20 protein-coding genes, 1 tRNA gene and 2 rRNA genes (1 of these 23 cut by a window edge) are annotated in these 22,441 nt (G+C 59.0%); 13 read left to right on the plus strand and 10 right to left on the minus strand.

Annotated features, from left to right (window positions below):
• From ACTG1K_RS04470 to ACTG1K_RS04480, 3 genes are all read left to right on the plus strand, one after another.
• Positions 1–2,477 (plus strand): 23S ribosomal RNA (locus tag ACTG1K_RS04470); it begins 412 nt to the left of the window's first position.
• 119 nt (positions 2,478–2,596) lie between these two features.
• Positions 2,597–2,711 (plus strand): 5S ribosomal RNA (gene rrf, locus ACTG1K_RS04475).
• A 97-nt stretch (positions 2,712–2,808) separates the two neighbouring features.
• Positions 2,809–2,885 (plus strand) — tRNA-Asp (locus ACTG1K_RS04480).
• 479 nt (positions 2,886–3,364) lie between these two features.
• Here the strand turns inward: ACTG1K_RS04480 and ACTG1K_RS04485 are convergent.
• Positions 3,365–3,730 carry a YijD family membrane protein gene (locus ACTG1K_RS04485; protein ID WP_236322813.1) on the minus strand — a complete coding sequence of 122 codons (366 nt, stop codon included), beginning with the start codon at positions 3,728–3,730 and terminating at the stop codon, positions 3,365–3,367.
• A complete protein-coding gene (gene fabR / locus ACTG1K_RS04490) occupies positions 3,723–4,370 on the minus strand; it encodes an HTH-type transcriptional repressor FabR (protein ID WP_440004865.1) in 648 nt (215 codons plus the stop codon). The genes ACTG1K_RS04485 and fabR overlap by 8 nt, the downstream gene beginning before the upstream one ends.
• Before the next feature lie 147 nt (positions 4,371–4,517).
• On the opposite strand from fabR, the gene ACTG1K_RS04495 reads away from it, so the two are divergent.
• Complete coding sequence (locus ACTG1K_RS04495; RefSeq protein WP_425856130.1) at positions 4,518–5,636, plus strand: fatty acid desaturase; 1,119 nt, start codon at positions 4,518–4,520, stop codon at positions 5,634–5,636.
• A 210-nt stretch (positions 5,637–5,846) separates the two neighbouring features.
• Here ACTG1K_RS04495 and ACTG1K_RS04500 read toward each other — a convergent pair whose 3' ends face one another.
• Positions 5,847–6,002 (minus strand): hypothetical protein, encoded by a 156-nt coding sequence (locus tag ACTG1K_RS04500; protein ID WP_155397466.1) that lies wholly within the window; start codon positions 6,000–6,002, stop codon positions 5,847–5,849.
• Positions 6,003–6,177: 175 nt separating this feature from the next.
• Between ACTG1K_RS04500 and ACTG1K_RS04505 the strand changes: the two genes are divergently transcribed.
• Positions 6,178–6,804, plus strand: a complete 627-nt coding sequence (locus tag ACTG1K_RS04505) for a lysoplasmalogenase (protein WP_429075939.1) — start codon at positions 6,178–6,180, stop codon at positions 6,802–6,804.
• A 78-nt stretch (positions 6,805–6,882) separates the two neighbouring features.
• Here ACTG1K_RS04505 and ACTG1K_RS04510 read toward each other — a convergent pair whose 3' ends face one another.
• Both ACTG1K_RS04510 and ACTG1K_RS04515 read right to left on the minus strand, forming a co-directional pair.
• Positions 6,883–8,436: a DHA2 family efflux MFS transporter permease subunit gene (locus tag ACTG1K_RS04510; protein ID WP_421336181.1), complete on the minus strand. Its 1,554-nt coding sequence runs from the start codon at positions 8,434–8,436 to the stop codon at positions 6,883–6,885.
• Entirely contained in the window at positions 8,436–9,488 is a 1,053-nt protein-coding gene (locus tag ACTG1K_RS04515; RefSeq protein ID WP_425856129.1) for an HlyD family secretion protein, read from the minus strand. Before ACTG1K_RS04515 ends, ACTG1K_RS04510 begins: the two co-directional genes overlap by 1 nt.
• A gap of 96 nt (positions 9,489–9,584) precedes the next feature.
• On the opposite strand from ACTG1K_RS04515, the gene ACTG1K_RS04520 reads away from it, so the two are divergent.
• Both ACTG1K_RS04520 and ACTG1K_RS04525 read left to right on the plus strand, forming a co-directional pair.
• Positions 9,585–10,487: a LysR family transcriptional regulator gene (locus ACTG1K_RS04520; RefSeq protein ID WP_139710852.1), complete on the plus strand. Its 903-nt coding sequence runs from the start codon at positions 9,585–9,587 to the stop codon at positions 10,485–10,487.
• A 9-nt stretch (positions 10,488–10,496) separates the two neighbouring features.
• On the plus strand, positions 10,497–10,811 hold the full coding sequence (locus tag ACTG1K_RS04525; RefSeq protein ID WP_005339933.1) for a putative signal transducing protein: 315 nt from the start codon (positions 10,497–10,499) through the stop codon (positions 10,809–10,811).
• Positions 10,812–10,822: 11 nt separating this feature from the next.
• Here the strand turns inward: ACTG1K_RS04525 and ACTG1K_RS04530 are convergent, their stop codons facing one another.
• The gene (locus tag ACTG1K_RS04530) at positions 10,823–12,106 is read right to left on the minus strand and encodes a dicarboxylate/amino acid:cation symporter (RefSeq protein ID WP_151287168.1); all 1,284 of its coding nucleotides are present in this window, start codon (positions 12,104–12,106) and stop codon (positions 10,823–10,825) included.
• A 209-nt stretch (positions 12,107–12,315) separates the two neighbouring features.
• On the opposite strand from ACTG1K_RS04530, the gene ACTG1K_RS04535 reads away from it, so the two are divergent.
• The gene (locus ACTG1K_RS04535; RefSeq protein ID WP_425856126.1) at positions 12,316–12,561 is read left to right on the plus strand and encodes a YecH family metal-binding protein; all 246 of its coding nucleotides are present in this window, start codon (positions 12,316–12,318) and stop codon (positions 12,559–12,561) included.
• A 99-nt stretch (positions 12,562–12,660) separates the two neighbouring features.
• The gene (locus ACTG1K_RS04540; RefSeq protein WP_013724175.1) at positions 12,661–13,260 is read left to right on the plus strand and encodes a YhgN family NAAT transporter; all 600 of its coding nucleotides are present in this window, start codon (positions 12,661–12,663) and stop codon (positions 13,258–13,260) included.
• 75 nt (positions 13,261–13,335) lie between these two features.
• Here ACTG1K_RS04540 and ACTG1K_RS04545 read toward each other — a convergent pair whose 3' ends face one another.
• Complete coding sequence (locus ACTG1K_RS04545) at positions 13,336–14,304, minus strand: LysR family transcriptional regulator (RefSeq protein WP_005348538.1); 969 nt, start codon at positions 14,302–14,304, stop codon at positions 13,336–13,338.
• A gap of 276 nt (positions 14,305–14,580) precedes the next feature.
• Here ACTG1K_RS04545 and tatA point away from each other — a divergent pair, with 276 nt between their 5' ends.
• The 3 genes from tatA to ACTG1K_RS04560 all read left to right on the plus strand — a co-directional run bounded on the left by tatA (position 14,581) and on the right by ACTG1K_RS04560 (position 16,712).
• Complete coding sequence (tatA, locus tag ACTG1K_RS04550) at positions 14,581–14,742, plus strand: twin-arginine translocase TatA/TatE family subunit (RefSeq protein WP_005339944.1); 162 nt, start codon at positions 14,581–14,583, stop codon at positions 14,740–14,742.
• A gap of 16 nt (positions 14,743–14,758) precedes the next feature.
• Positions 14,759–15,061 carry a YfcZ/YiiS family protein gene (locus tag ACTG1K_RS04555; protein WP_005339945.1) on the plus strand — a complete coding sequence of 101 codons (303 nt, stop codon included), beginning with the start codon at positions 14,759–14,761 and terminating at the stop codon, positions 15,059–15,061.
• Positions 15,062–15,290: 229 nt separating this feature from the next.
• The gene (locus ACTG1K_RS04560) at positions 15,291–16,712 is read left to right on the plus strand and encodes a lytic transglycosylase F (protein ID WP_236322816.1); all 1,422 of its coding nucleotides are present in this window, start codon (positions 15,291–15,293) and stop codon (positions 16,710–16,712) included.
• On the opposite strand, the gene ACTG1K_RS04565 is transcribed toward ACTG1K_RS04560, so the two are convergent.
• Positions 16,690–16,866 (minus strand): hypothetical protein, encoded by a 177-nt coding sequence (locus tag ACTG1K_RS04565; RefSeq protein WP_005339947.1) that lies wholly within the window; start codon positions 16,864–16,866, stop codon positions 16,690–16,692. The two genes, ACTG1K_RS04560 and ACTG1K_RS04565, sit on opposite strands and share 23 nt — an antisense overlap.
• A gap of 73 nt (positions 16,867–16,939) precedes the next feature.
• Between ACTG1K_RS04565 and ACTG1K_RS04570 the strand changes: the two genes are divergently transcribed.
• Complete coding sequence (locus tag ACTG1K_RS04570; protein ID WP_440004866.1) at positions 16,940–18,193, plus strand: phospholipase D-like domain-containing protein; 1,254 nt, start codon at positions 16,940–16,942, stop codon at positions 18,191–18,193.
• A 521-nt stretch (positions 18,194–18,714) separates the two neighbouring features.
• Here ACTG1K_RS04570 and ACTG1K_RS04575 read toward each other — a convergent pair.
• Positions 18,715–21,270 carry a TRAP transporter permease gene (locus ACTG1K_RS04575; RefSeq protein ID WP_440004867.1) on the minus strand — a complete coding sequence of 852 codons (2,556 nt, stop codon included), beginning with the start codon at positions 21,268–21,270 and terminating at the stop codon, positions 18,715–18,717.
• Positions 21,271–21,373: 103 nt separating this feature from the next.
• Complete coding sequence (locus tag ACTG1K_RS04580) at positions 21,374–22,345, minus strand: TAXI family TRAP transporter solute-binding subunit (RefSeq protein ID WP_440004868.1); 972 nt, start codon at positions 22,343–22,345, stop codon at positions 21,374–21,376.
• Between the last annotated feature and the right edge of the window lie 96 nt (positions 22,346–22,441).

A 22,441-nucleotide genomic window follows, 5' to 3' on the forward strand; every position in this document is an offset into this window, starting at 1 on the left:
CCAAGGCTAAATACTCCTGACTGACCGATAGTGAACCAGTACCGTGAGGGAAAGGCGAAAAGAACCCCTGTGAGGGGAGTGAAATAGAACCTGAAACCGTGTACGTACAAGCAGTGGGAGCCCTTCGGGGTGACTGCGTACCTTTTGTATAATGGGTCAGCGACTTACATTTTGTAGCGAGGTTAACCGTATAGGGGAGCCGTAGGGAAACCGAGTCTTAACTGGGCGTCTAGTTGCAAGGTGTAGACCCGAAACCGGGTGATCTAGCCATGGGCAGGTTGAAGGTTGAGTAACATCAACTGGAGGACCGAACCCACTAACGTTGCAAAGTTAGGGGATGACCTGTGGCTGGGGGTGAAAGGCCAATCAAACTCGGAGATAGCTGGTTCTCCCCGAAAGCTATTTAGGTAGCGCCTCGGACGAATACTACTGGGGGTAGAGCACTGTTTGGGCTAGGGGGTCATCCCGACTTACCAACCCCATGCAAACTCCGAATACCAGTAAGTACTATCCGGGAGACACACGGCGGGTGCTAACGTCCGTCGTGAAGAGGGAAACAACCCAGACCGCCGGCTAAGGTCCCAAAGTTCTGGTTAAGTGGGAAACGATGTGGGAAGGCTCAGACAGCTAGGATGTTGGCTTAGAAGCAGCCATCATTTAAAGAAAGCGTAATAGCTCACTAGTCGAGTCGGCCTGCGCGGAAGATGTAACGGGGCTCAAACCAGGCACCGAAGCCGCGGATTTGCACTTAGTGCAAGTGGTAGGGGAGCGTTCTGTAAGTCTGCGAAGGTGTATCGAGAGGTATGCTGGAGATATCAGAAGTGCGAATGCTGACGTAAGTAACGATAAAGGGGGTGAAAAGCCTCCTCGCCGGAAGACCAAGGGTTCCTGTCCAACGTTAATCGGGGCAGGGTGAGTCGACCCCTAAGGCGAGGCCGAAAGGCGTAGTCGATGGGAAGCAGGTTAATATTCCTGCACGACTTGTAATTGCGATGGGGGGACGGAGAAGGCTAGGTGGGCCAGGCGACGGTTGTCCTGGTGAAAGTGCGTAGGTGGTATCGGTAGGCAAATCCGCTGATACAACACTGAGACACGAGACGAACACACTACGGTGTGGAAGCCATTGATGCCCTGCTTCCAGGAAAAGCCTCTAAGCTTCAGATTACAAGTCATCGTACCCCAAACCGACACAGGTGGTCGGGTAGAGAATACCAAGGCGCTTGAGAGAACTCGGGTGAAGGAACTAGGCAAAATAGAACCGTAACTTCGGGAGAAGGTTCGCTCTTGATGGTGAAGTCCCTTGCGGATGGAGCTGTCGGGAGTCGCAGTGACCAGATGGCTGGGACTGTTTATCAAAAACACAGCACTCTGCAAACACGAAAGTGGACGTATAGGGTGTGACACCTGCCCGGTGCCGGAAGGTTAATTGATGGGGTTAGCGCAAGCGAAGCTCTTGATCGAAGCCCCGGTAAACGGCGGCCGTAACTATAACGGTCCTAAGGTAGCGAAATTCCTTGTCGGGTAAGTTCCGACCTGCACGAATGGTGTAACCATGGCCATGCTGTCTCCACCCGAGACTCAGTGAAATCGAATTCGCCGTGAAGATGCGGTGTACCCGCGGCTAGACGGAAAGACCCCGTGAACCTTTACTACAGCTTGGCACTGAACATTGAACCTACATGTGTAGGATAGGTGGGAGGCTTTGAAGGCGTGACGCCAGTTGCGCTGGAGCCGTCCTTGAAATACCACCCTTGTATGTTTGATGTTCTAACGCAGGGCCCTGAATCGGGCTCGCGGACAGTGCCTGGTGGGTAGTTTGACTGGGGCGGTCTCCTCCCAAAGAGTAACGGAGGAGCACGAAGGTTGGCTAATCCTGGTCGGACATCAGGAGGTTAGTGCAATGGCATAAGCCAGCTTAACTGCGAGACGGACAGGTCGAGCAGGTACGAAAGTAGGTCATAGTGATCCGGTGGTTCTGAATGGAAGGGCCATCGCTCAACGGATAAAAGGTACTCCGGGGATAACAGGCTGATACCGCCCAAGAGTTCATATCGACGGCGGTGTTTGGCACCTCGATGTCGGCTCATCACATCCTGGGGCTGAAGTCGGTCCCAAGGGTATGGCTGTTCGCCATTTAAAGTGGTACGCGAGCTGGGTTCAGAACGTCGTGAGACAGTTCGGTCCCTATCTGCCGTGGGCGTTGGATGATTGAAGGGAGTTGCTCCTAGTACGAGAGGACCGGAGTGAACGAACCTCTGGTGTTCGGGTTGTCACGCCAGTGGCACTGCCCGGTAGCTAAGTTCGGAATCGATAACCGCTGAAAGCATCTAAGCGGGAAGCGAGCCCTGAGATGAGTCATCCCTGACCCCTTGAGGGTCCTAAAGGGCCGTTGGAGACCACAACGTTGATAGGTGGGGTGTGTAAGCGCGGCGACGTGTTGAGCTAACCCATACTAATTACCCGTGAGGCTTAACCATACAACACCCAAGAAGTGTTCTAAGGCTTGTAGCAAATCGAAGAACTACTAATTCAGTGATAGTGACAAGCCAAGCGCAACATCACTACTCACGTCAGCTTTCTCAGATTGAAGATTTTGCCTGGCGGCCATAGCGCCGTGGAACCACCTGATCCCATGCCGAACTCAGAAGTGAAACGCGGTAGCGCCGATGGTAGTGTGGCATTCGCCATGCGAGAGTAGGACACTGCTAGGCACTCAATTAAACAGCGATGTGAAGAATCACGTCACTGGCTGCGAGGATGACACCTCAGAAAATGCAGCAGAAGATTTAGCGAAAGCTAACCGAATGCGGAGCGGTAGTTCAGTCGGTTAGAATACCGGCCTGTCACGCCGGGGGTCGCGGGTTCGAGTCCCGTCCGCTCCGCCACTAATTTGAAGGCCTTCCCAGATGGGAAGGCCTTTTTGCTATGGGCGTTTTTATCAAGTGACCCACAGGTTTGCATACCAGAACGAATACAAAAGCCCGGCTTCACGACCGGGCTTTTGTATTTTTAGCGCGTTAAACCACCAATATCTGGCTTTTCCCTGCCAAGTAAGAGTGCCAGATAGCCGGTTATTTCCATCATTTTCTGGCTATATCAGAGTCTTATCAGTTTCATTTATAGCTATTTGAATGACTCTACAGGGGGCCAAATCAGCCTTCTGCCGCCTGCTGACTACAGGGCAGCTCCATATTGACCATCCTCTCTTCTATTTGCACATCGATCTTGAAGCCTAGCAGCTTGGCTAGGTTGGGAATACCGAGATTGCCGGATTAATCAGGTACCGTTCAAGCAAAGAGGCCTTCCCGACGGGAAGGCCTCTTTGTTTTATCTATCAGCTGATTACCATCACTCGGTCGATTTATCAGCGCTTCTCTTTGTTGCCAATGCTCAGGCCGAGCTTGATGGAGAGGGCTGCCAGTAACAGCAGCATCATGATCAGGGAGAAGAAGTTGCTGCCAAGCTCCGGGTATTGCACCTTGAGCAGCGCGGAGTGGCCGAAGGCACCGATAAAGAAGCAGAGCAGGGTGCAGATGGGGGTGTTGCCCACCATGGGTTCATGGCGATAGTGCTGGAACAGCTGATAGGCCGCCAGCCAGAGGGCAATCAGCGGGAAGAAGGAGAAAGGCACAACCGAGTTGGTCAGCACGGCCAGAGAGGCATCGCCACAGATACCAATCAGCATGGCCATGGCGAGCGGTTTTTTCGGAATCATAAGCTGTTCAGTCATATCGTTCTCCATCCTGTGGTAATGGGTGAGGTTCACGGCGCTTCTGGTTTTGTACCTCGGCGCCCATGGCGATCATCCGCAGTTGGCGAATTGTTCGGTCGGAGAGTGCACGGCACTCTTCGCTGGTCATGTCGAGTGCATCGGCACCGGCACTGAAGACGATGGTGACCATGGCTTCTGCCTGGATGTAGGCATCTTCCCGTGGTGCTTCGGTGGTAGCTTCCAGATAATCGGTCAGCTCTGCGATAAAGTGCTGGATTTCGCGAGCCACTGCCTGACGAAAGGCGGCCGAGGTGCCGGAGCGTTCCCGCAGCAGCAGCCGGAAGATGTTGGGGTTGTTCTCGACGAACTCCATGAAGGTCTGCACCGAGGTGCTGATGACACTGCCACCACCGGCAATGCGCTGGCGTGCCTGTCGCATCAGTTGGCGCAGGGTAAGACCTCCTTCGTCAACCAGGGTCAGGCCTAGCTCCTCCATATCGCGAAAGTGGCGATAGAAAGAGGTAGGAGCGATACCCGCTTCGCGAGCGACTTCCCGCAGGCTGAGATTGGAGAAACTCCGATTGGCGCACAGTTGGCTGAATGCAGCATCGATCAATGTACGCCGGGTTTTTTCTTTTTGTTGAGCGCGAATACCCACGAAATCAGTCACCTTCAGCTTAACGAGAACAAATGATAACCCGAAGGCGCCTCAGGATCAGGTTTGTATCCTACTTTTTTACCATTGACCGTGAGGAAATCACCATAGAAAATGGCTAACAGCTGTTCGCTGAAAGGATGCAATGAGATGGCTAGACCCCCCATTATTTTCACCAATACCCTGCTGTTCTCCCTCTCCGGGATAGTGGCGTTGATTGTCGTACCCTGGTACGGCATGAGCCACGGTTACGATCTCTGGCAGTGGGCCAGTTTCCTGTTGTTGTTCTGCCTGAGTGGTCTCTCCATCACCGCAGGCTATCACCGGCTCTGGTCGCACAAGGCCTACAAGGCGCACACCGCTTTGCAGTGGCTGTTTGCCATCGGCGGTGCGTTGGCGCTGCAGAATTCTGCCCTGCACTGGTCGGCCGATCACCGCCGTCACCATCGTCATGTGGATGACAACGATAAAGACCCCTACAGCGCGGGGCGCGGTTTCTGGTATTCCCACATCGGCTGGATGCTGCGGGAACATCAGGGAGATCGCTATGGCGATTACAGCAATGTGCGTGATCTGCAGAACAACCCGGTGGTCGCGTTTCAGCACCGTCACTATCTGACGCTGGCGCTGGCGGCCAATCTGGGGCTGCCGCTGCTGCTCGGCCTGTGGCATGGGGACTTGCTCGGCATGTTGCTGTTGGCGGGCGTGCTGCGGATGGTGATGACTCACCACACCACCTTCTTCATCAACTCGCTGGCCCATATCTGGGGCAGTCAGCCCTATACCGACCGCAATACCGCTCGCGATAACGGCATCCTGGCTTTTTTCACCTTTGGCGAGGGATATCACAACTTTCACCACCTGTTCGAGAATGATTACCGCAACGGCATTCACTGGTGGCAGTTCGATCCGACCAAGTGGTTGATCCGGCTCGCCTCCTGGTGTGGTCTGGCGGGGGATCTCAGATCCTCGCCGGAGGAGCGTATCGAACAAGCCCGGCTGCAGATGCAGCTGAAACGGGCACAAGCCAAGTTGCGCAAGCAGGAAGATCGCGAACTGTGGCAGGCGCTGCTGCAGGAGGAGTACGACAAGCTGAGCCAGCAGTTGCAACACTATTACGCTAGCCGCAAGCGGCTGCTTGAGCTACGCAAGCGCAAGGCTCTGGCGCGCTATGACCGCCTCAAGCTGCAACTGGAGTATCGGGCCCTGCGGGACGGCTTTATCGCAGGTAAACGCAACTGGAGTCGCCTGCTGGCAGGTATTGCATGATGCCACCCGGTTATCACAGAGACTAAAAGAGAAGACCGCCTGCTGGCGGTCTTCTCTTTTATGATTCAACTCAAGCTAGTTGGCTTGGCTCTGCTGTTGCTGCAACTGATCCAGTGCCTGTTGTTCCTGCTGGCTGAGACCCAGTTGTTCGCAGGCCAGCTCAAAGCTGATCCCCAGATGGCGCATCATGATATCCAATAACGGGAGGGCTTAGTTGGCTTGGCTCTGCTGTTGCTGCAGCAGATCCAGTGCCTGTTGCTCCTGCTGGCTAAGACCCAGTTGTTCACAGGCCTGCTCAAAGCTGATCCCCAGATGGCACATCATGATATCGATGGCGGGCAGATAGTTCTTCATAGCTTCTTCCATGGTGATCCTCCAGACCCGTCACTTATGCCCTGAACTACTCGGGGCGGCAATTAGACTTTAGGCTTAGTCTGTCCATTTGATCAGCACCCCTGCCACTGGGGGAGGGAATTTGTTACCCTGCATCATGATAAAAACGGTTGCCGTATGACTGCGAGCAACAGGTGAGGAGCAGGGCATGTTATTGAGTTTCTTGATCATCGCTTCAGGTTGGTGGCACATCCGTTCTGCCTACGGTTCAGACAGCCGCCAGTTCTATATCAGCAAGCCGCTGACCATGCTGCTTATCATCGCGTTGGCGTTCGGCTACCAGAGTTATGACCACGATGGTTCACACGCCTGGATCCTGCTCGGCCTCTGCCTCTCGCTGGCGGGCGATGTGCTGCTGATGCTGCCAAGCGATCGCTTCATTCAGGGGTTGGCGGCATTTCTTGTCGCGCATCTCTGCTATATCGTCGGTTTTGCCCAAGGGCCGTTGTTGCTCAATCTGGTGGATGGTTTGCTGCTGTTGCTGATCGCCGGCATGGTCTTTGGCCTGCTGTGGGGCAAGCTTGGGGAGATGCGGATCCCGGTCTTCTGCTACATGCTGGTGATCATCGGCATGGCCTGGGTGGCCGCCGGTGCCTGGCACGCCTCTCTCACTGCCGGTTCTGCCGCCGCTCTGGTTGGGGCGCTGATGTTCCTCTTCTCCGACAGCATGCTGGCGCTCGATCGCTTCCGCCACCCCTTTCCCCATGCTCGTGCCTGGGTGATGAGCAGCTACTTCGCGGCGCAATTCCTGATTGCGGGGTCGCTGGCGGGATAACGCTTTCTGGTTGAGTGCAGGTAACAGATAACGAAAAACGGGCATTAGCCCGTTTTTCGTTTTATGCCCGGCGTTGTTTCACGCCTCTAGCGGTTCGGCATCTGCTGCCCGTGGGGCGGGGGATTTGAGCAACAGCATCAGTGCGCTGGCGATCAGCAGGAAGATCCCCATGATGTAGAACACCTGGTTGTAGGCCATGATGGCCGCCTCCCGGTTGATGGTATTGGCCAGCATGGCCCGTGCTTGCTGCTGGGCAATCTCGGGGCCTGAACCCTGCGCCATCATGCTCTGGGCCAGTTGCAGCAGATAGTTTTGCCCCTCGATACTGCTGGCGGCCAGAGTGCTGCCAATTTGCAACACATGGGTGCGGGTATCGTTGTCGAGCAGGGTCGCGATGATGGCGATACCGAACGCACCACCCAGGTTGCGCAGCACGTTGAGCAGGGTCGAGGAGGAGGGGATCTCATCGTGGCTCAGGCTGGCGGTGGCGACCAGGGAGAGCGGCACCATGATGAAGGGCTGTCCCAGCGCCCGCACGATGAGCGAATGGATCAGCTGCGGCCCGGCGTAGTCGGCACTCATGTTGACGTTCATAAAGCAGCTGACGGCGAAGATCAGGAAGCCGAAGCTCACCAGATAGCGCGGGTCTATCTTGTGGGTCAGCCTGGGTACCAGCGGTAGCACCAGCAGTTGCGGCAGCCCCATCCACATCAGGACTTCGCCGATTTCCAGCGCGTTGTAGTTGTGGATCTGGGTCATGTAGAGCGGCAACACATAGATAGATCCCATCAGCGCCATGCCGAGGATCAGATAGGCGAAGCAGGCCAGCGCGAAGCGCGGGTTGTGCAGCAGCCGCAGATTGACCAGCGGGTGACGGCGGATCAGCTGGCTGATGACGAAGAACACCAGCGCCACAGCCGAGATGACCGCCAGTCGCACGATGAAGCTTGAGCCGAACCAGTCTTCCCGGTTGCCCTCTTCCAGTACCACCTCCAGCAAGCCGAGGCCAAGCGCCATGGTGACAATCCCGATGAGGTCTACCCGCTTGATCACGGCCCAGTCCACCGGTTTTTTATCCAGCCCGTGGGCCAGCATGGCCATCACCAGCAGTCCCGGCGGCACGTTGAGATAGAAGATGTAGTGCCACGACATCTGCTCGGTGAGCCAGCCACCGAGGGTCGGGCCGATGGCGGGGGCGAAGGTAGCGCAGAGGCCAAACAGCGCCATGCCGGTGGCCCGCTTCTGTAACGGCAACAGGGTGACGATGAGGGAGAAGGCCATCGGGATCAGCGCCCCGCCGGTGAAGCCCTGCAGCGCCCGGAAGACGATCATGCTGGTGAGGTTCCAACTGAACGAACAGAGCACAGAGGCGGCGATAAAGGCACCGGTGGTCCAGAGCAGGTAGCGGCGCACGCTCAGCCCCCGGCTCAACCAGCCGCTCAGGGGGATGGCGATCATCTCCGCCACCAGATAGGAGGTGGAGATCCAGGAGCTCTCGCTCAGGGTGGCCGACAGGGCCCCCTGAATGTCCTTCAGGGAGGCATTGGTGATCTGGATATCGAGGATGGCCATGAAGGCACCGATAAGGCCCCCCATGACCGCGATCCAGTTGCGACGTGGAATGGGTTCCATCAGTTGGCAGCCACCACGGGATCAGGGGTACGGGTATCCACGATCACTTCGGTAGAGAGACCCGGCAGCAGCTTGCCTGCCAGCGGGCCCGGCTCGGGGATGTGGATCTTGACCGGCACCCGTTGCACGATTTTGGTGAAGTTGCCGGTGGCATTCTCCGGCGGCAGCAGGGCGAACTTGGCGCCGGTCGCCGGGGCCAGGCTGTCGATGATCCCCTCGACCGGTTGATCCGGGTAGGCATCGAGCACCACTTCGACCTTCTGGCCCGGCTGCATATGGGCGAGCTGGGTCTCCTTGAAGTTGGCTTCGACCCACACCTGCTGCAGCGGCACCAGGCTGGCGACCTGCATACCGGACTGGACGTAGAGCCCTTCCCGCAGACTGCGCTTGCCAATGATGCCGTCAGCAGGCGCCCGCAGTTCGGTGTAGCCGAGCTCCAGCTTGGCCTGCTCCAGTTGTGCTTCGCTCAATGCCAGCTTGGCCAGATTCTGTTTGCGCTCGGCATCCAGTACCAGCAGTCGTTCACGGGCCGCCTGCAGGGCGGCTTGGGCCTCCCGGGCTTGCGCCTGATTGACCTGCAGCCCGGCACGCACTTCGTCCAGACTGTCTTGCGAGCTGTAGTGGCGCTGGTTGAGCTGACTGATCCGGTTGACCTGCTGGCTGGCACGCAGCTGTTCGGCGTTGGCGGAGGCGACCTTGGCCTCGGCCTGCTGGATCAGGCTCAGTTGTTGGGTGCGGGTGGCGGCCAGATTTTCGGCCGTCGCCTGATTGAGGCGCAGGTCGGCTTCGGCCTCCGCGACCCTGGTTTTGTATTCGCGATCATCGAGACGGGCGATCAGCTGACCCGCTTTGACCGGCTGGTTGTCGGTGACCAGCACTTCGCGGATATAGCCGGGCAGCTTGGAGCTGATCCCGGTCACTTCACTTTGCAGATAGGCGTTGTCGGTGCTTTCAAAATAGCGGCCGTGAAGATACCAGTAACCGGCGAACAGCAGACCGAGCAGAGCCAATATCATGGCTGCCAGCAGGGGAATTTTCTTGTGTTGACTCATTTTTGTGATTCCTGAACTTAAGGGGCGCAGGCTAACACTGGTCAACTGTTTCGATTAGTATTGGTTCACGAGATATACAGTTTCACTGGTGCAACAATGGATCTCAATGCCGCGTTAATTCTGGTGCGTATCGTCGACAAGGGCTCGTTTACGGGGGCCGCCCGCGAGCTGGGGATGACCAAGGCGATGGTCAGCCGCCGCATCGCCGAACTGGAACAGCGGCTCGGAGTGCGTCTGCTCTATCGCTCCACTCGTCAGCTCACTTTGACCGAGGAGGGGGAGAAGTACTACCTGCACTGCAGCAAGGCGGTCGATGCCCTGACCGAAGCCGAGCTGATGCTGAGCGCCAGCCAGCAGGAGGTGACCGGCATCCTCAAACTGGCGGTGCCTATCGAGACGGGGCAACTGGTGGTTGGGCGCTTGGTCGCCAAGTTTTTGCAGGCTTATCCCGCCTTGCAGGTGGAGCTGGAGCTGACCAACCGGGTGGTGGACCCCATCAGCGAAGGGCTGGATGCGGTGGTGCGGATTGGCGACATGAGCGACTCCAATCTGGCTGCACGCCGACTCTGGAGCACCGGGCGGCTGCTCTGTGCCAGCCCGGACTATCTGGCCCGCAGCCCGGTCATCGAGCGGCCGGAGGATCTGGCCAACCACGAGCGAGTGACGGTGAGCAGCGGGTTTCTCGCCTCTCACTGGTGCTTCGAGCTGGATGGCAGAGAGGTGCTGGTTGACCCCCCATCCCGTTTTCGGGTCAATAATATTACCTGTGCCCGGGAGGCTGCGAAGGCGGGGCTGGGGTTGGCCTCGTTACCCGCTATGCTCTGTCAGGATGAGCTGGCCAGCGGCGAGCTGGTGATCCTGCTGCCAGAGTGGCAGCAACCCAGGGTGCCGATTTATTTGCTGTTTCCGGAGCGGCAACTGATGCCGCGCAAGTTGCGGGCATTCATCGATTTCATGATTGAAAATGGCGCCGAGTTTGGCATCGACAAGTTGTTGTAAGGGGGAGCTATGGATAACTGGATCAATCTCTATCGCGCCTCACACACCCTGGAGGCACACGCGTTGAAAGGGGCGCTGGAGGCGGAAGGGGTGCTGGTGCGCCTCAATGGCGAGGGGCTGTCGGGCGCCCTTGGCGAGCTGCCGGTCGACATGTTGCAGGTGACCCTGATGGTGCGGGCCGAGGATCGCAGCAAGGCAGGACGGGTCATCGAGCGTTACCAGCAGCGTCAGGGAAACGGCTGGCTGTGCGGCCAGTGCGGGGAGGAGAACGGCGCCAACTTCGACGTCTGCTGGCGCTGTCATCACGATCCCCACGACAGCTGATCTCTCTTCCGCTAGCGCGGCGGGAACTCGATATCTTCCCCTGCGCTGGCATCGTGATAGGTCGCCAGATCCAGCTCGTTTTCGCTGCGGGCGATCAGAACCGACACCAGAATATCCCCCGAAACATTGACCGTGGTGCGCGCCATGTCGAGGATCCGGTCAATGCCTGCAATCAGTGCCACCCCTTCCAGCGGCAAGCCCACCGCAGTCAGGGTCAGGGTCAGCAGCATCAACCCGGTGCCCGGGGTGCCAGCGGTGCCGATACTGGCCAGGGTGGCGATGCTGATGATGGTCAGGTAATCGACCAGGTGCAGATCCACCCCGAATGCCTGAGCCACGAACAGCGCAGTCACTCCCTGATAGAGTGCGGTGCCATCCATGTTGATGGTGGCGCCGATGGGCAGCACCTTGGCGGTGATGGCGGGGGAGACTCCCAGCCGTTTCTCGGCGCAGGCCAGACTGATGGGCAGGGTGGAGTTGCTGGAGCTGCTGGTGAAGGCCACCGCCTGAGCGTCAACGATGCTCTTGAAGTAGTGCAGCGGATTGAGCCGTGCCAGCAGGAGCAGCAGGGTGCTGTAGACCCCGAGCACGTGCAGCAGGCAGCCGAGGTAGACGGCGCCGATCACCTTGAGCAGCGGTAGCAGCAGGTCGAGGCCGTACTTGCCGGTCATCCAGGCCATCAGGGCGCAGACACCGTAAGGGGCGAGCGCCATCACCATCTGGGTCAGCTTGAACATCCCCTCGGCCAGCGAGGTGAAGAAGAGGATGGCGGGGCGGCCACGGCGACCGCTGGCATTGAGGGCGACCGCCAGCGCCACCGCAAAGACGATCACTTGCAGGATCTTGCCATCCACCATCGCCTGTACCGGGTTACTCGGCACCAGATGGCTCAGCACGCTGGCCAGGGTGGGTGGTTCCGACATACCGACCCGCTCATAGGGGCCCATGTCGGCACCCATGCCGGGTTCCAGCAGCCAGCCCATCATCAGGCCGATGCAGATGGCGATGGCGGTCGAACAGAAGTAGAGACAGATCGCCTTGCTGCCGATGCGATCGAGGGCCTTGCCCTTGAGCAGCGAGGTGAGACCGGCGATGACCGAGCAGAAAATGAGGGGCACCATCAGCATCTGGATGGTGTTGACGAACAGGACGCCAAGGGGCTTGAGCAACAGAGCTTGCTCTTCAAAGCCGACGCCCAGACCCACCCCTGTCAGCATGCCGATCAGGGTCTTGAGCCAGAGTGGTCGGCGGGTCCAGATCTGCCAGGGCTTGAGAGCCTCTCCATGGAACAGCATGACGCCAATATCCTTATACATTGTCTGCGATGGCCAAAAAGGGGCGCCAGTGTAGCGATCCCTGACGCGGGTTGCCACATTATCGACAAAGCGGTGGCGGTGACCACTCCCCTGACCAGGTAATGCGCAATTTATTGGCCTATATCAAGATCCCTCCGGGCGTGGAGATATTTAATTGGCATTAAATATGTTCATTATTGAGGTGAGAGATGTCGCAATCGGTTCATGGTCACGAAGTGATGGAGATGATGTTGGCACAAGGGGGGCAATTTACCCGTGCCAGCCTGAAACAGGCGATGGCCGAGCGGTTCGGTACCGAGGCCCGTTTTCATACCTGCAGCGCCAGCGAGATGGATGCGGAAGAGCTGATCGACTTTCTGGCTGCCCGCGGCAAATTCATCGACTCGGCCGAGGGTTTCCAGACCCGCGCCGACAAGATCTGCAACCACGGTTAATCCCGCTGCGAGCGCATCATGGCGCTCGCTCAATTCTTCGCCCTTTGCTATATTTCGCCCCCTCTATTTTCCCTATTCAGGGCGTAGCCCGGGCGTTGTATGGATACTTTCTCTGCCGCAGTCATGCTGTTTCTGATCATGGACCCGCTGGGCAACCTGCCGGTCTTCCTCTCTATACTGCGTCATATCGATCCCAAGCGACGTCGCAAGGTGATGGTGCGCGAGTTGCTCTTCTCGCTGGCCATCATGATGCTGTTCCTGTTCGTCGGTCAGCAGATCCTCGGCTTCCTCAACCTGCGGCAGGAGGCGGTCAGCATTGCGGGGGGCATTATCCTGTTCCTGATCGCCATCAAGATGATCTTCCCGAGTGAGGGGGGCGTGACCGGGCTGGCGGCGGGCGAGGAGCCCTTCCTGGTGCCGATGGCGATCCCGATGATTGCCGGCCCCTCGATCCTCGCCTCTTTGATGCTGCTGGCCAATCAGGAGCCGACCCGCATGGTGGACTGGTCGCTGGCACTCTTTCTGGCCTGGGCTGCCAGCGCGGTGATCCTGATGTTCTACGAGGTATTCAACAAGCTGCTGGGTGAGCGGGGACTCACTGCGGTGGAGCGGCTGATGGGTATGCTGCTGGTGATGATCTCGGTACAGATGCTGCTGGACGGGGTGCATCACTATCTGGCGGTGACCGGTCAGGGCTGAGCGGTTTACATCTTGAAGTGAATGAAACGGGGCTACGCAGAGCCCCGTTTTTTGTGCCGCCGAGAGGACGTGCAGTCACTCGTGAGTGGTCGCAGCGGGTTCCAGTTTGCTCATGATGAGGGAGAGCAGCAATTCCCGCAGCCAGCGGTGGCCCGGATCCTCGCTGTGACGCTGATGCCAGATGAGCAGATGGGAGATGCTGTCCAACCCGATGGGCAGCGGCAGCTGCAACAGCGGATAGACCTGGGTAGCGTGGCGGGCGTAGAGCCTGGAGAGGGTCACTATCATGTCGGAGTGCATCCCCATCCGCAGCGCCGCCTCGAAGGAGGGCACGGTTGCCTCGATACGCCGGTAGAGATCCTGCTCCGCCAGCTTGTGATCCAGCATCCAGCGGTCTCGCCCCTCGCAGTAAGTCTGCACATGGGGATAGCTGAGGTAGTGCTCCAGATTCCAGTTGGGCTCTCGCAGCGCGGGGTGGTGCTGCTGCACCAGACAGGTGAGATCATCGACCGCCAGCACTCGCTGACAGATGCTGTCGGGCAGGGTATCGAGCCGATAATCGGAGCTGATGCAGTTCTCCCGCACCGCGAAGGCGATGTCCACCTGACCCTGACTCATCTCGGTCAGACTGTTCTCGGTCCACTCCTCGTAACGCAAGCGGATCCTTGGTGCCTGCCGCTTCAGCTCGCTCAGGTAGAGCGGGGCAAACAGGGTGAAGGCGCTGTCCATGCTGGCGATGACGAACTCCCGCTCCGAGCTGGCGGGGTCGAACTCGGGCGGCTGGATCAGGTTGTCCAGCGACAGCAGGATGGGTTGCAACTGCTGCTGCAGTGCAAGGGCACGGCCGGTGGGTTCCAGCCCGTAGGCAGAGCGGATGAAGAGGGGATCATTGAAGGTATCGCGCAGACGGCCGAGGGCTTTGCTGACGGCGGACTGGCTCAGATGAAGGCGGCGTGCCGCCTTGCTGCCGTTGCGCTCCTCCAGCAGCACCTGCAGGATAATCAGCAAATTGAGGTCGATGCGACCCAGTTGTTCCAGCAGCATGATATGAATCCTCTTCAATTCTAAGATGAATTTATACCATTTGTTTTCATATCTTGGCGATCTTATCCTCGAATGGTCTCAGGTTCGCATGAACCACTGGTACAGGATGTAGCGGTTGAGGGGACATGTAGCACAATCAATATGGCGACCTTTGGGTCGCCCTATTTTTTGGCTATGATTTATTTGCTCACTTGCACCTGCCTTGATTTTGCCCAACAATCCCTGCGCTCTATTTTGATACAAGTAACAGATATCTCTTTGTGAGGGAGTATCCCTATGGGACTCGGTGGAATTCACATCTGGCATATGCTGATCCTCTTGCTGGTCGTTGTGCTGGTCTTCGGCAGCAAGCGTCTTGCCAGTGCAGGTGAGGATCTGGGTACCGCCATCAAAGATTTTCGCAAGGCGATGCGTGACGACGCAAATCATCCGAAATAAGCAGTAGGAGTAGAAAATGTCTGTAGACGAGAAAGTTGAACTGAACGAAACCTGTGACAGCTGCGGCTGTTTTGCCGAGATTGGCACCATCATCGGCGAAGGCGACGATGTGATGGATCTGGTGATTGAAGCCGCTGCCGAGGCGGATGCCCGCGCCAAGCTGGCTGCCTATGAAGCACTGGCCAAACAGGTCACTGCCGAAGCTCAAGTGAGCAGCGAACTGACCCAAGGCGCCAACGGCGTGATCCTGAAAGCCCGCCTGCAATTCACCTGCACTGCCGAAAAACTGATTTTCGAAATGCGGGCCCGCTCTATCTGAGTTGTCTGATAACGCGGCAGGTTTGCCTGCCGTGTTGACCCTTCTGCTGTGGGTCGGCGTTCTATAGTTACTCTATCCCACAGACGTTTTTGCCCGGCGCGAGTCGGCCAACAGAAGGCGTAAACATCATGACGCAGCGATGGATCTCTGCCCCCAATCCTACCCTCTATCGTGATCCGTGCTGCCAACAGGCAGCAGGTGTGACGTCATCACAGGGGCAGCCATCGTGATGCGACGCTGGATCTGGGCGCTGCTGGCCCTCTGCTGTTTTCCCCTGCTGGCGGCTGAACTCAAGCCACAGCGTCTGCCCCAACCCGGGGATCTCGAAAGCATTCTGCAAAAGCGCGAACTCAGGGCGCTGGTGGTCTATGAGCGCGGCTTCTATTTTCTCGATCGCGGCGCCCAGTACGGCATTCTGGTCAATCAGCTGCAAGGGTTCGAGCGCTGGCTGAACAAGACCTATCTCGCCAAAGAGAAGGTCAAACTCAAGGTGGTCTACATCCCGGTGCGTCAGGACAAGCTGCTGGACTATCTGACCGAGGGGCGCGGCGATCTGGTGGCGGCAACCATGACGGTGACCCCGACCCGGCGTGAACAGGTGGCCTTCTCCCGGCCGCTCATTTCATCCATCGAGGAGTGGGTGGTGAGCCAGCAGAGCCTGCCCGCCTTCAGCCGCATTACCCAGCTCTCCGGCAGGCGGGTCTGGGTGCGTGCCAGCTCCAGCTACTACGAGAGTTTGCGCCAGCTCAACTGGTTGTTTCGCGAGCTGGGGTTGCCCCCCGTCTATATCGAAACGGTGCCCGAATACCTGCAGGATGGCGATCTGCTGGAGATGGTGGCCGCCGGCATTATTCCCCTGACAGTGACCGACAGCTACAAGGGGCGGATCTGGCTGGGTGGCATGATCTCCGGCCTCAAGGCCCACAAGTTGATCCCCCTGCGCAGCAACGGCACCAGTGCCTGGGCGCTGCGCAAGAACAGCCCCGAGCTGCTCAAGGCGGTCAATGGCTATCTGGCGAGTGTCAGCCGCAACAGCCTTTACAGCGACATGACCCTGCGCCGGCTGCTGGTTCGCAGCGATCAGATGAGCAATATCCTGGCGCCGGATCCCATAGGGCGCCTCGCGACCATTCGCAAGGTGCTGGAGAAGTACGCCAATAAATACGATCTTGACTGGCTGATGCTGGCGGCGCTTGGTTACAAGGAGTCCGGCCTCAATCCCAAGGCGCGTTCGCCCAAGGGGGCCGTGGGCCTCATGCAGCTGCTGCCCAGTACGGGGCGGGAGGTCGGCATCAACGGCGCCAGACTCACCACGCTGGAGGGAAATGTGGAGGCCGCCTGCCGCTACATGCGGTTGATCCTCGATACCTACTTCAATGATCCCAAGCTGGATCGGCTCAACCGCCACCTGTTTGCCCTCGCCGCCTACAACGCCGGACCGAACCGGGTGCAGGCGCTGCGAGGCAAGGCGGAGAAACTGGGGCTCGATCCCAACGTCTGGTTCGGCAACGTGGATCAGCTGGTAGCCAACGAAGTCGGACAGGGGCCGATCAACTATGTCGGCACCATCTACAAGTACTACGTGGCCTATCGTTTCAGCCTGCCCCAGATCGAGGGCAAGGCTGCCGCTATCGAAGCGGCTCAGCCCTGAGCCGGTTGACCGGCAGGGTCGCCTGCACGGTCGGCAATTGCCAGCCACCGTCCCTGTGTTGCAAAAACCAGTGGGCGGGGCCGGTGGCCGGGATGAGATCTGGCTGGCTGAGCTGGCCCAGATAGCGCAACATCGGGGTATCATGCAGTTCCATCAGCAACTCCTTTTGAATATGTGAAGAGGCTCGCCAGCGTTATGACACCCGGCCATGACAGCAGGATGACACCATGATCCCCGGATCCTTTGCCCTGATCGACGATCCTCTGCTGGCGCTGAAGGTGCGTTGTCAATGGATCCGCCATGCCCGCGAGCGGATCCAGGCGCAGTACTACAGCTGGGAAGAGGACAGCAGCGGCAAGTTGCTGCTGAGCGAGCTGCTTCACGCCGCTCGGCGCGGCGTCAAGGTGCAGCTGCTGGTGGATGATCTCTATGCCGGTGACAACCGCTTTCTGGAAATGGTGGCTCACTACCCGGGGATCGAGGTGCGGCTGTTCAACCCCTTCTGGCTGCGGGGCTGGCGCCCGCTGGCACTGCTGCTGGAGGGGCTGCTCAGCTTTCGCCGCATCAACCACCGGATGCACAACAAGCTGCTGCTGGTGGATGGCAAGCAGGCGCTGATCGGCGGGCGCAACATAGGCGATCGCTACTTCGGTCTGGATCCGCAGGCTCCCTTCGTGGATCTCGATCTCGCCTGTCAGGGGGGACTGTGCCAGCAGATGGTGCAGGGGTTCGAGCAGTTCTGGCACAGCCGCTGGAGTCACCCCATCCGCCATCTGCTGCGCCGCGAGTTGCTGCCCGCCGAAATAGAGGTGGTCAACGACTTCCTGTTCACCATGACGGATCCGGCGGTAGCGACGGTCTACGATCTGCCCGCGGCGCTGTTTGACGAGAGCGATGTACCGCTGCAGTGGCACGAGGGGCGGGCAGAGGTGTGGTTCGACCGTCCCGGCAAGGGGCTTATCTCCCGTCCCACCACCGCCCGTCAGCTCTGGCGCCAGCTGGCTGACAATCCTGGCTCGCTGGGGTTGGTGACCCCTTACCTCATCCTTACTCGCGGGTTCCGGCACCGTCTGGCGCGGCTACGCCAGCAGGGGGTCGCCATCGACATTCTCACCAACTCGCTGGCCAGCACCGATGTGCCACTGGTCTATGGTGCCTATCAGCGTTATCTCGGCTGGTTGCTGCGCCAAGGGATCCGGGTCGCCGAGTTTGACCATGGCCACGGCAGCCTGCACGCCAAGTTGATCCTGCTGAGGGAGGAGCGGGCGCTGTTCGGCAGCCTCAACCTCGATCCTCGCTCACTCTTTCTCAATACCGAACTGATGCTGCATCTGCACTGCCCGCCGATCTGCGAGGCGCTGCGAACGTGGCTGGCTCACTGGCAGGAGCAGGCGGGTGGATTGCCGCGCAAACCCGAAGGGTGGTCAAGGCGACTGATAGCCCGCCTTAGCGACTGGTTGCCCCTGCGCCGTTGGCTGTGAGGCGGCCATTTTTTGTGCGAGATCTCGCAAAGCCTTGTAAGCCATTGCTGATGCCCTTTGCGGGTGAATAACCATGCATGAACCTATCTTACTGTTTTATAACAATTTAGCGGTGATGATAAGGCTGTTTTTTGTACTCTGATGTGAATGGAATTAGCATAAAAACGTTTTTTATTTTGTTTTTATGCGTAATATTTCAGTTGCAAGGACAAACACGGCGGCCTGTCTGCCGTGTGGACGAAGGTTGTAACGGGTAGCTGGTCGGTTGCATCGCTTCAATTGGCGCGCACTTCAGATGGGTCGCGAACTATCGGAAAGTGAAACAGAGACCCGGCGTGGCCGGACTCCAATATGGAACATGCTATTTGCGAGGGGGTGACATGGACATGTCACCCCACTTTTTTGGCCGCTCGCCACCGTTTACCTTTTTCCATGACTGTTGCTCGTCGCAAGAGCCGCAGAGGGCAAGGCAATAAAAAGAGGGCCGCAATAGCGGCCCTCAGTCTCATCTGCCCGGTGGGTTAACCGGCCTTGATGCTGCGGCGACGCTGCAGCCAGACGATCGCCCCGAACAGCAGGAAGCCCGGGATCCACATCCACTCCTTGGTCCAGCGCTCGGTCGGCGCCTTGACGGTGAGGATCTCCTGATCGAACTCCAGTCCCATGGTGGCGGCCGGGCTGCCAAAGGCGACGTTGTCGATCAGCGTCTTGCCATCCTGCTCATAGAGGCTCAGCCCCAGATTGGCCAGCCGCTCTTCGCCATTTGCCCCATCCGGTACGGCGACCAGCAGGGTGAACTTGCGTGGCTTGCCCACTGCATCTTCACCGAGGATCCGCAGCCGCAGGGTGCTCTCCGCTTCCACTTCACCCATGGTTTGGGCCAGCTGGGCAGGCGGGGTCTCGCGATAGGGGTCGTGCACCATGTCCATCCAGAAACCCGGGCGGAACAGGGTAAAGGCGACCAGCAACAGCAGCACACTCTCGTACCAGCGGCTCTTCACCAGGAACCAGCCCTGAGTGGCGGCGGCGAAGATCAGCATGGCGATGGTCGCCACGATGAAGATCAGCACCCCGTGGGCGAAGTCCACGTCGATCAGCAGCAGGTCGGTGTTGAAGATAAACAGGAACGGCAGCGCCGCGGTACGCAGGCTGTAGTAAAACGCCGTGATCCCGGTCTTGATGGGGTCGCCCTTGGAGACAGCCGCTGCCGCGAAGGAGGCCAGCCCCACCGGCGGCGTCACATCCGCCATGATGCCGAAGTAGAAGACGAACAGGTGCACCGCGATCAGCGGCACGATCAGCCCGTTTTGCTGCCCCAGCGTCACTACCACCGGTGCCAGCAGGCTGGAGACGACGATGTAGTTGGCAGTGGTCGGCAGCCCCATGCCGAGGATCAGGCTCAGCAGGGCGGTGAGCAGCAGCATCAGCAGCAGGTTGCCCATGGAGAGGAACTCCACCAGATCCGCCAGCACCAGACCAACACCGGTCTGGGAGACCGCACCCACGATAATCCCCGCGGTGGCGGTGGCAATGCCGATACCGATCATGTTACGGGCACCGGCGACCAGCCCTTCCCGCAGATCCACCACGCCGTCAGCGACGGTGCCGTAGTCGTGCTTGCCGTCCTTGCGCAGCCAGTTGAGCAGCGGGCGCTGAGTCAGCAGGATGATCACCAGCATCACGGTACCCCAGAAGGCCGACAGCCCCGGCGAGAGGCGTTCCACCATCAGGCACCATACCAGTACCACCACCGGCAGCAGGAAGTGCAGGCCGGAGAGCAGCACGGCGCGGGTGTTGGGCAACTCGGTGAGCGGCTTGTCGGGATCTTCGGCAGGCAGTGGTTCATTGCTGGCGGCGATCTTCAACAGGGCCACATAGGTGGCAGCCAGCAGTACCGAGATCCCCGGCAGAGCGTAGTCACCCAGTGCAGGTTTGAGCCAGCCGAGGCCATAGTAGACCGCCAGTGACAGGCCGCTGATGAGGGCCGCGCCAAAGGTAAAACCGGTCAGGCGACGCAGCCAGGGTTTGGGTTGATGGTTGCCGATGGGCTGCATGCCCAGTTTCAACGCCTCCAGATGGACGATGTAGAGCAGCGCTATGTAGGAGATGGCGGCAGGCAGGAAGGCGTGCTTGATGATCTCCACATAGGGGATGCCCACGTATTCGACCATCAGGAAAGCCGCAGCCCCCATCACAGGTGGCATGATCTGGCCGTTGACCGAGGAGGCCACTTCAACCGCCCCCGCTTTCTCTGAACTGAAGCCCACCTTCTTCATCATCGGGATGGTGAAGGTGCCGGTGGTCACCACGTTGGCAATCGACGAGCCGGAAATCAGGCCGGTCAGGCCAGAGGCGACCACTGCCGCCTTGGCCGGGCCGCCGCGCAAGTGACCGAGCAGGCTGAAAGCGAGCTGGATAAAGTAGTGACCGGCACCGGCCCGTTCCAGCAGGGCGCCGAACAGCACGAACAGGAACACGAAGCTGGTGGAGACGCCAAGGGCGATGCCGAACACCCCTTCGGTGGTGATCCACTGGTGGTTGGCCAGCGCGGTAAAGCCTACTCCGCGATGTGCCAGCAGTCCCGGCATCCAGGGGCCCGCCAGGCTGTAGATCAGAAAGACGATGGCGATGACCGCCAGTGCCGGCCCCAGGGCGCGGCGCGCCGCTTCCAGCAGCAGCGGAATGCCGATGCAGGCGGTCACCAGATCGGCGGTGGTGAGGGTGCCGGGACGCAGCGCCAGCGCTTCATACATCACGAACAGGTAAGAGGCGGCGCCAGCAGCGATCAGGCCGAGGGCGATATCACCGAGGGGAACCCGATCCCGCGGCGAGGAGCGAAATGCAGGGAACACCAGAAAAGCGAGCAACAGGGCAAAGGTGAGGTGAATGGAGCGGGTTTCGGTGTCATTGAGTACGCCAAACCCCACCATGAAGGGGAGTGGCGAGGCGATCCAGAGCTGGAACAGCGACCAGGCCAGCGCCAGAGCTGTGATGAGCCAGCCCATGATGCCCAGCGGCAGGCGAGCGCCCACATCCTGGGCGATCAGTTCCTCGGTAGAGAGTTGTTTATCTTGCATAGGGTTAACTTGTGCCAACGAGTACAACAAGAGCGACACCCGCCCCCGCAATCAGGCGGCAGACGGGTGTCGAAGAGAGTGACAAAGGCCCCGGGGCCTTCAATCAGAGCCAGCCGCGCTCTTTGTAGTAGCGGGCAGCCCCTTCATGCAGCGGTGCAGAGAGACCTACCTTGATCATGTCGGCCTCTTTCAGGTCGGCAAAGGCAGGGTGCAGGCGCTTGAAACGATCCAGGTTGTCGAACACCGACTTGACCAGCTGATAGACCACTTCCGGATCGGTTTTGGCGCTGGTGGAGAGCACCGCTTTGCCACCGATGGAGGGGGTCGGCTTGTCGCTGCCCTTGTAGATGCCGCCCGGGATCTCGGCCTTGCTGTAGTAGCTCTTCTCGGCCAGCAGCTTGTCGATGTCGGCGCCGGTCACAGGTACCAGTACCGCATCTGTGGTGGTGGAGGCTTCCTGAATGGCGCCGTTCGGGTGACCGACGAAGTAGCTCATGGCGTCGATGTTGTTGTCACCGAGGGCGGAGGCCTGTTCGGCCGGCTTCAGCTCGGAGACCAGACCGAAGTCACCCTTCTTCCAGCCTTTGACCGCCATGATCTCTTCCATGGTGTCACGCTGGCCGGAGCCCGGGTTGCCGATGTTGACGCGCTTGCCCTTCAGATCGTCGAAGCTGGCGATCTTGGCATCGCGGCGAGCCAGGATGGTGAACACCTCGCTCTGCAGGGAGAAGACGGCGCGCATATCGTCCATGGCCCCTTCGGCCTGGAACGGCGGCAGCCCCTTCATCGCCTTGAACTGGTGGTCGGATTGCATGATGCCGAAGTTGAATTCACCGCTGCGGATGCCGTTGACGTTGGCAACACCACCGCCACTGGCCGGGGCGTTGCACTTGATCTGGTGATCGGCGGCGCCGCGATTGAGGAAGCGGCAGATGGACTGGCCAGCGACATAGTAGACGCCGGTCTGACCGCCGGTGCCTATGGTCACGAAGTGCTCCTGCGCTTGTACCGGACCACCGAATGAGACACCGACCAGAGCCGCCGACAGGGCGCATGCCAAAGTTAATCCTTTCATTTTTTCTCCCTTTTCTTTGATTTTGTTTATCCGATCCCCGGATAAATTGATGGCAATCCCGTTCTGCGCCGGGCTTGCCCGCTCTTCTCGTTGCGC

The organism is Aeromonas sp. 102P (assembly GCF_051920345.1).
GTDB classification, from domain to species: Bacteria; Pseudomonadota; Gammaproteobacteria; order Enterobacterales; family Aeromonadaceae; genus Aeromonas; species Aeromonas veronii.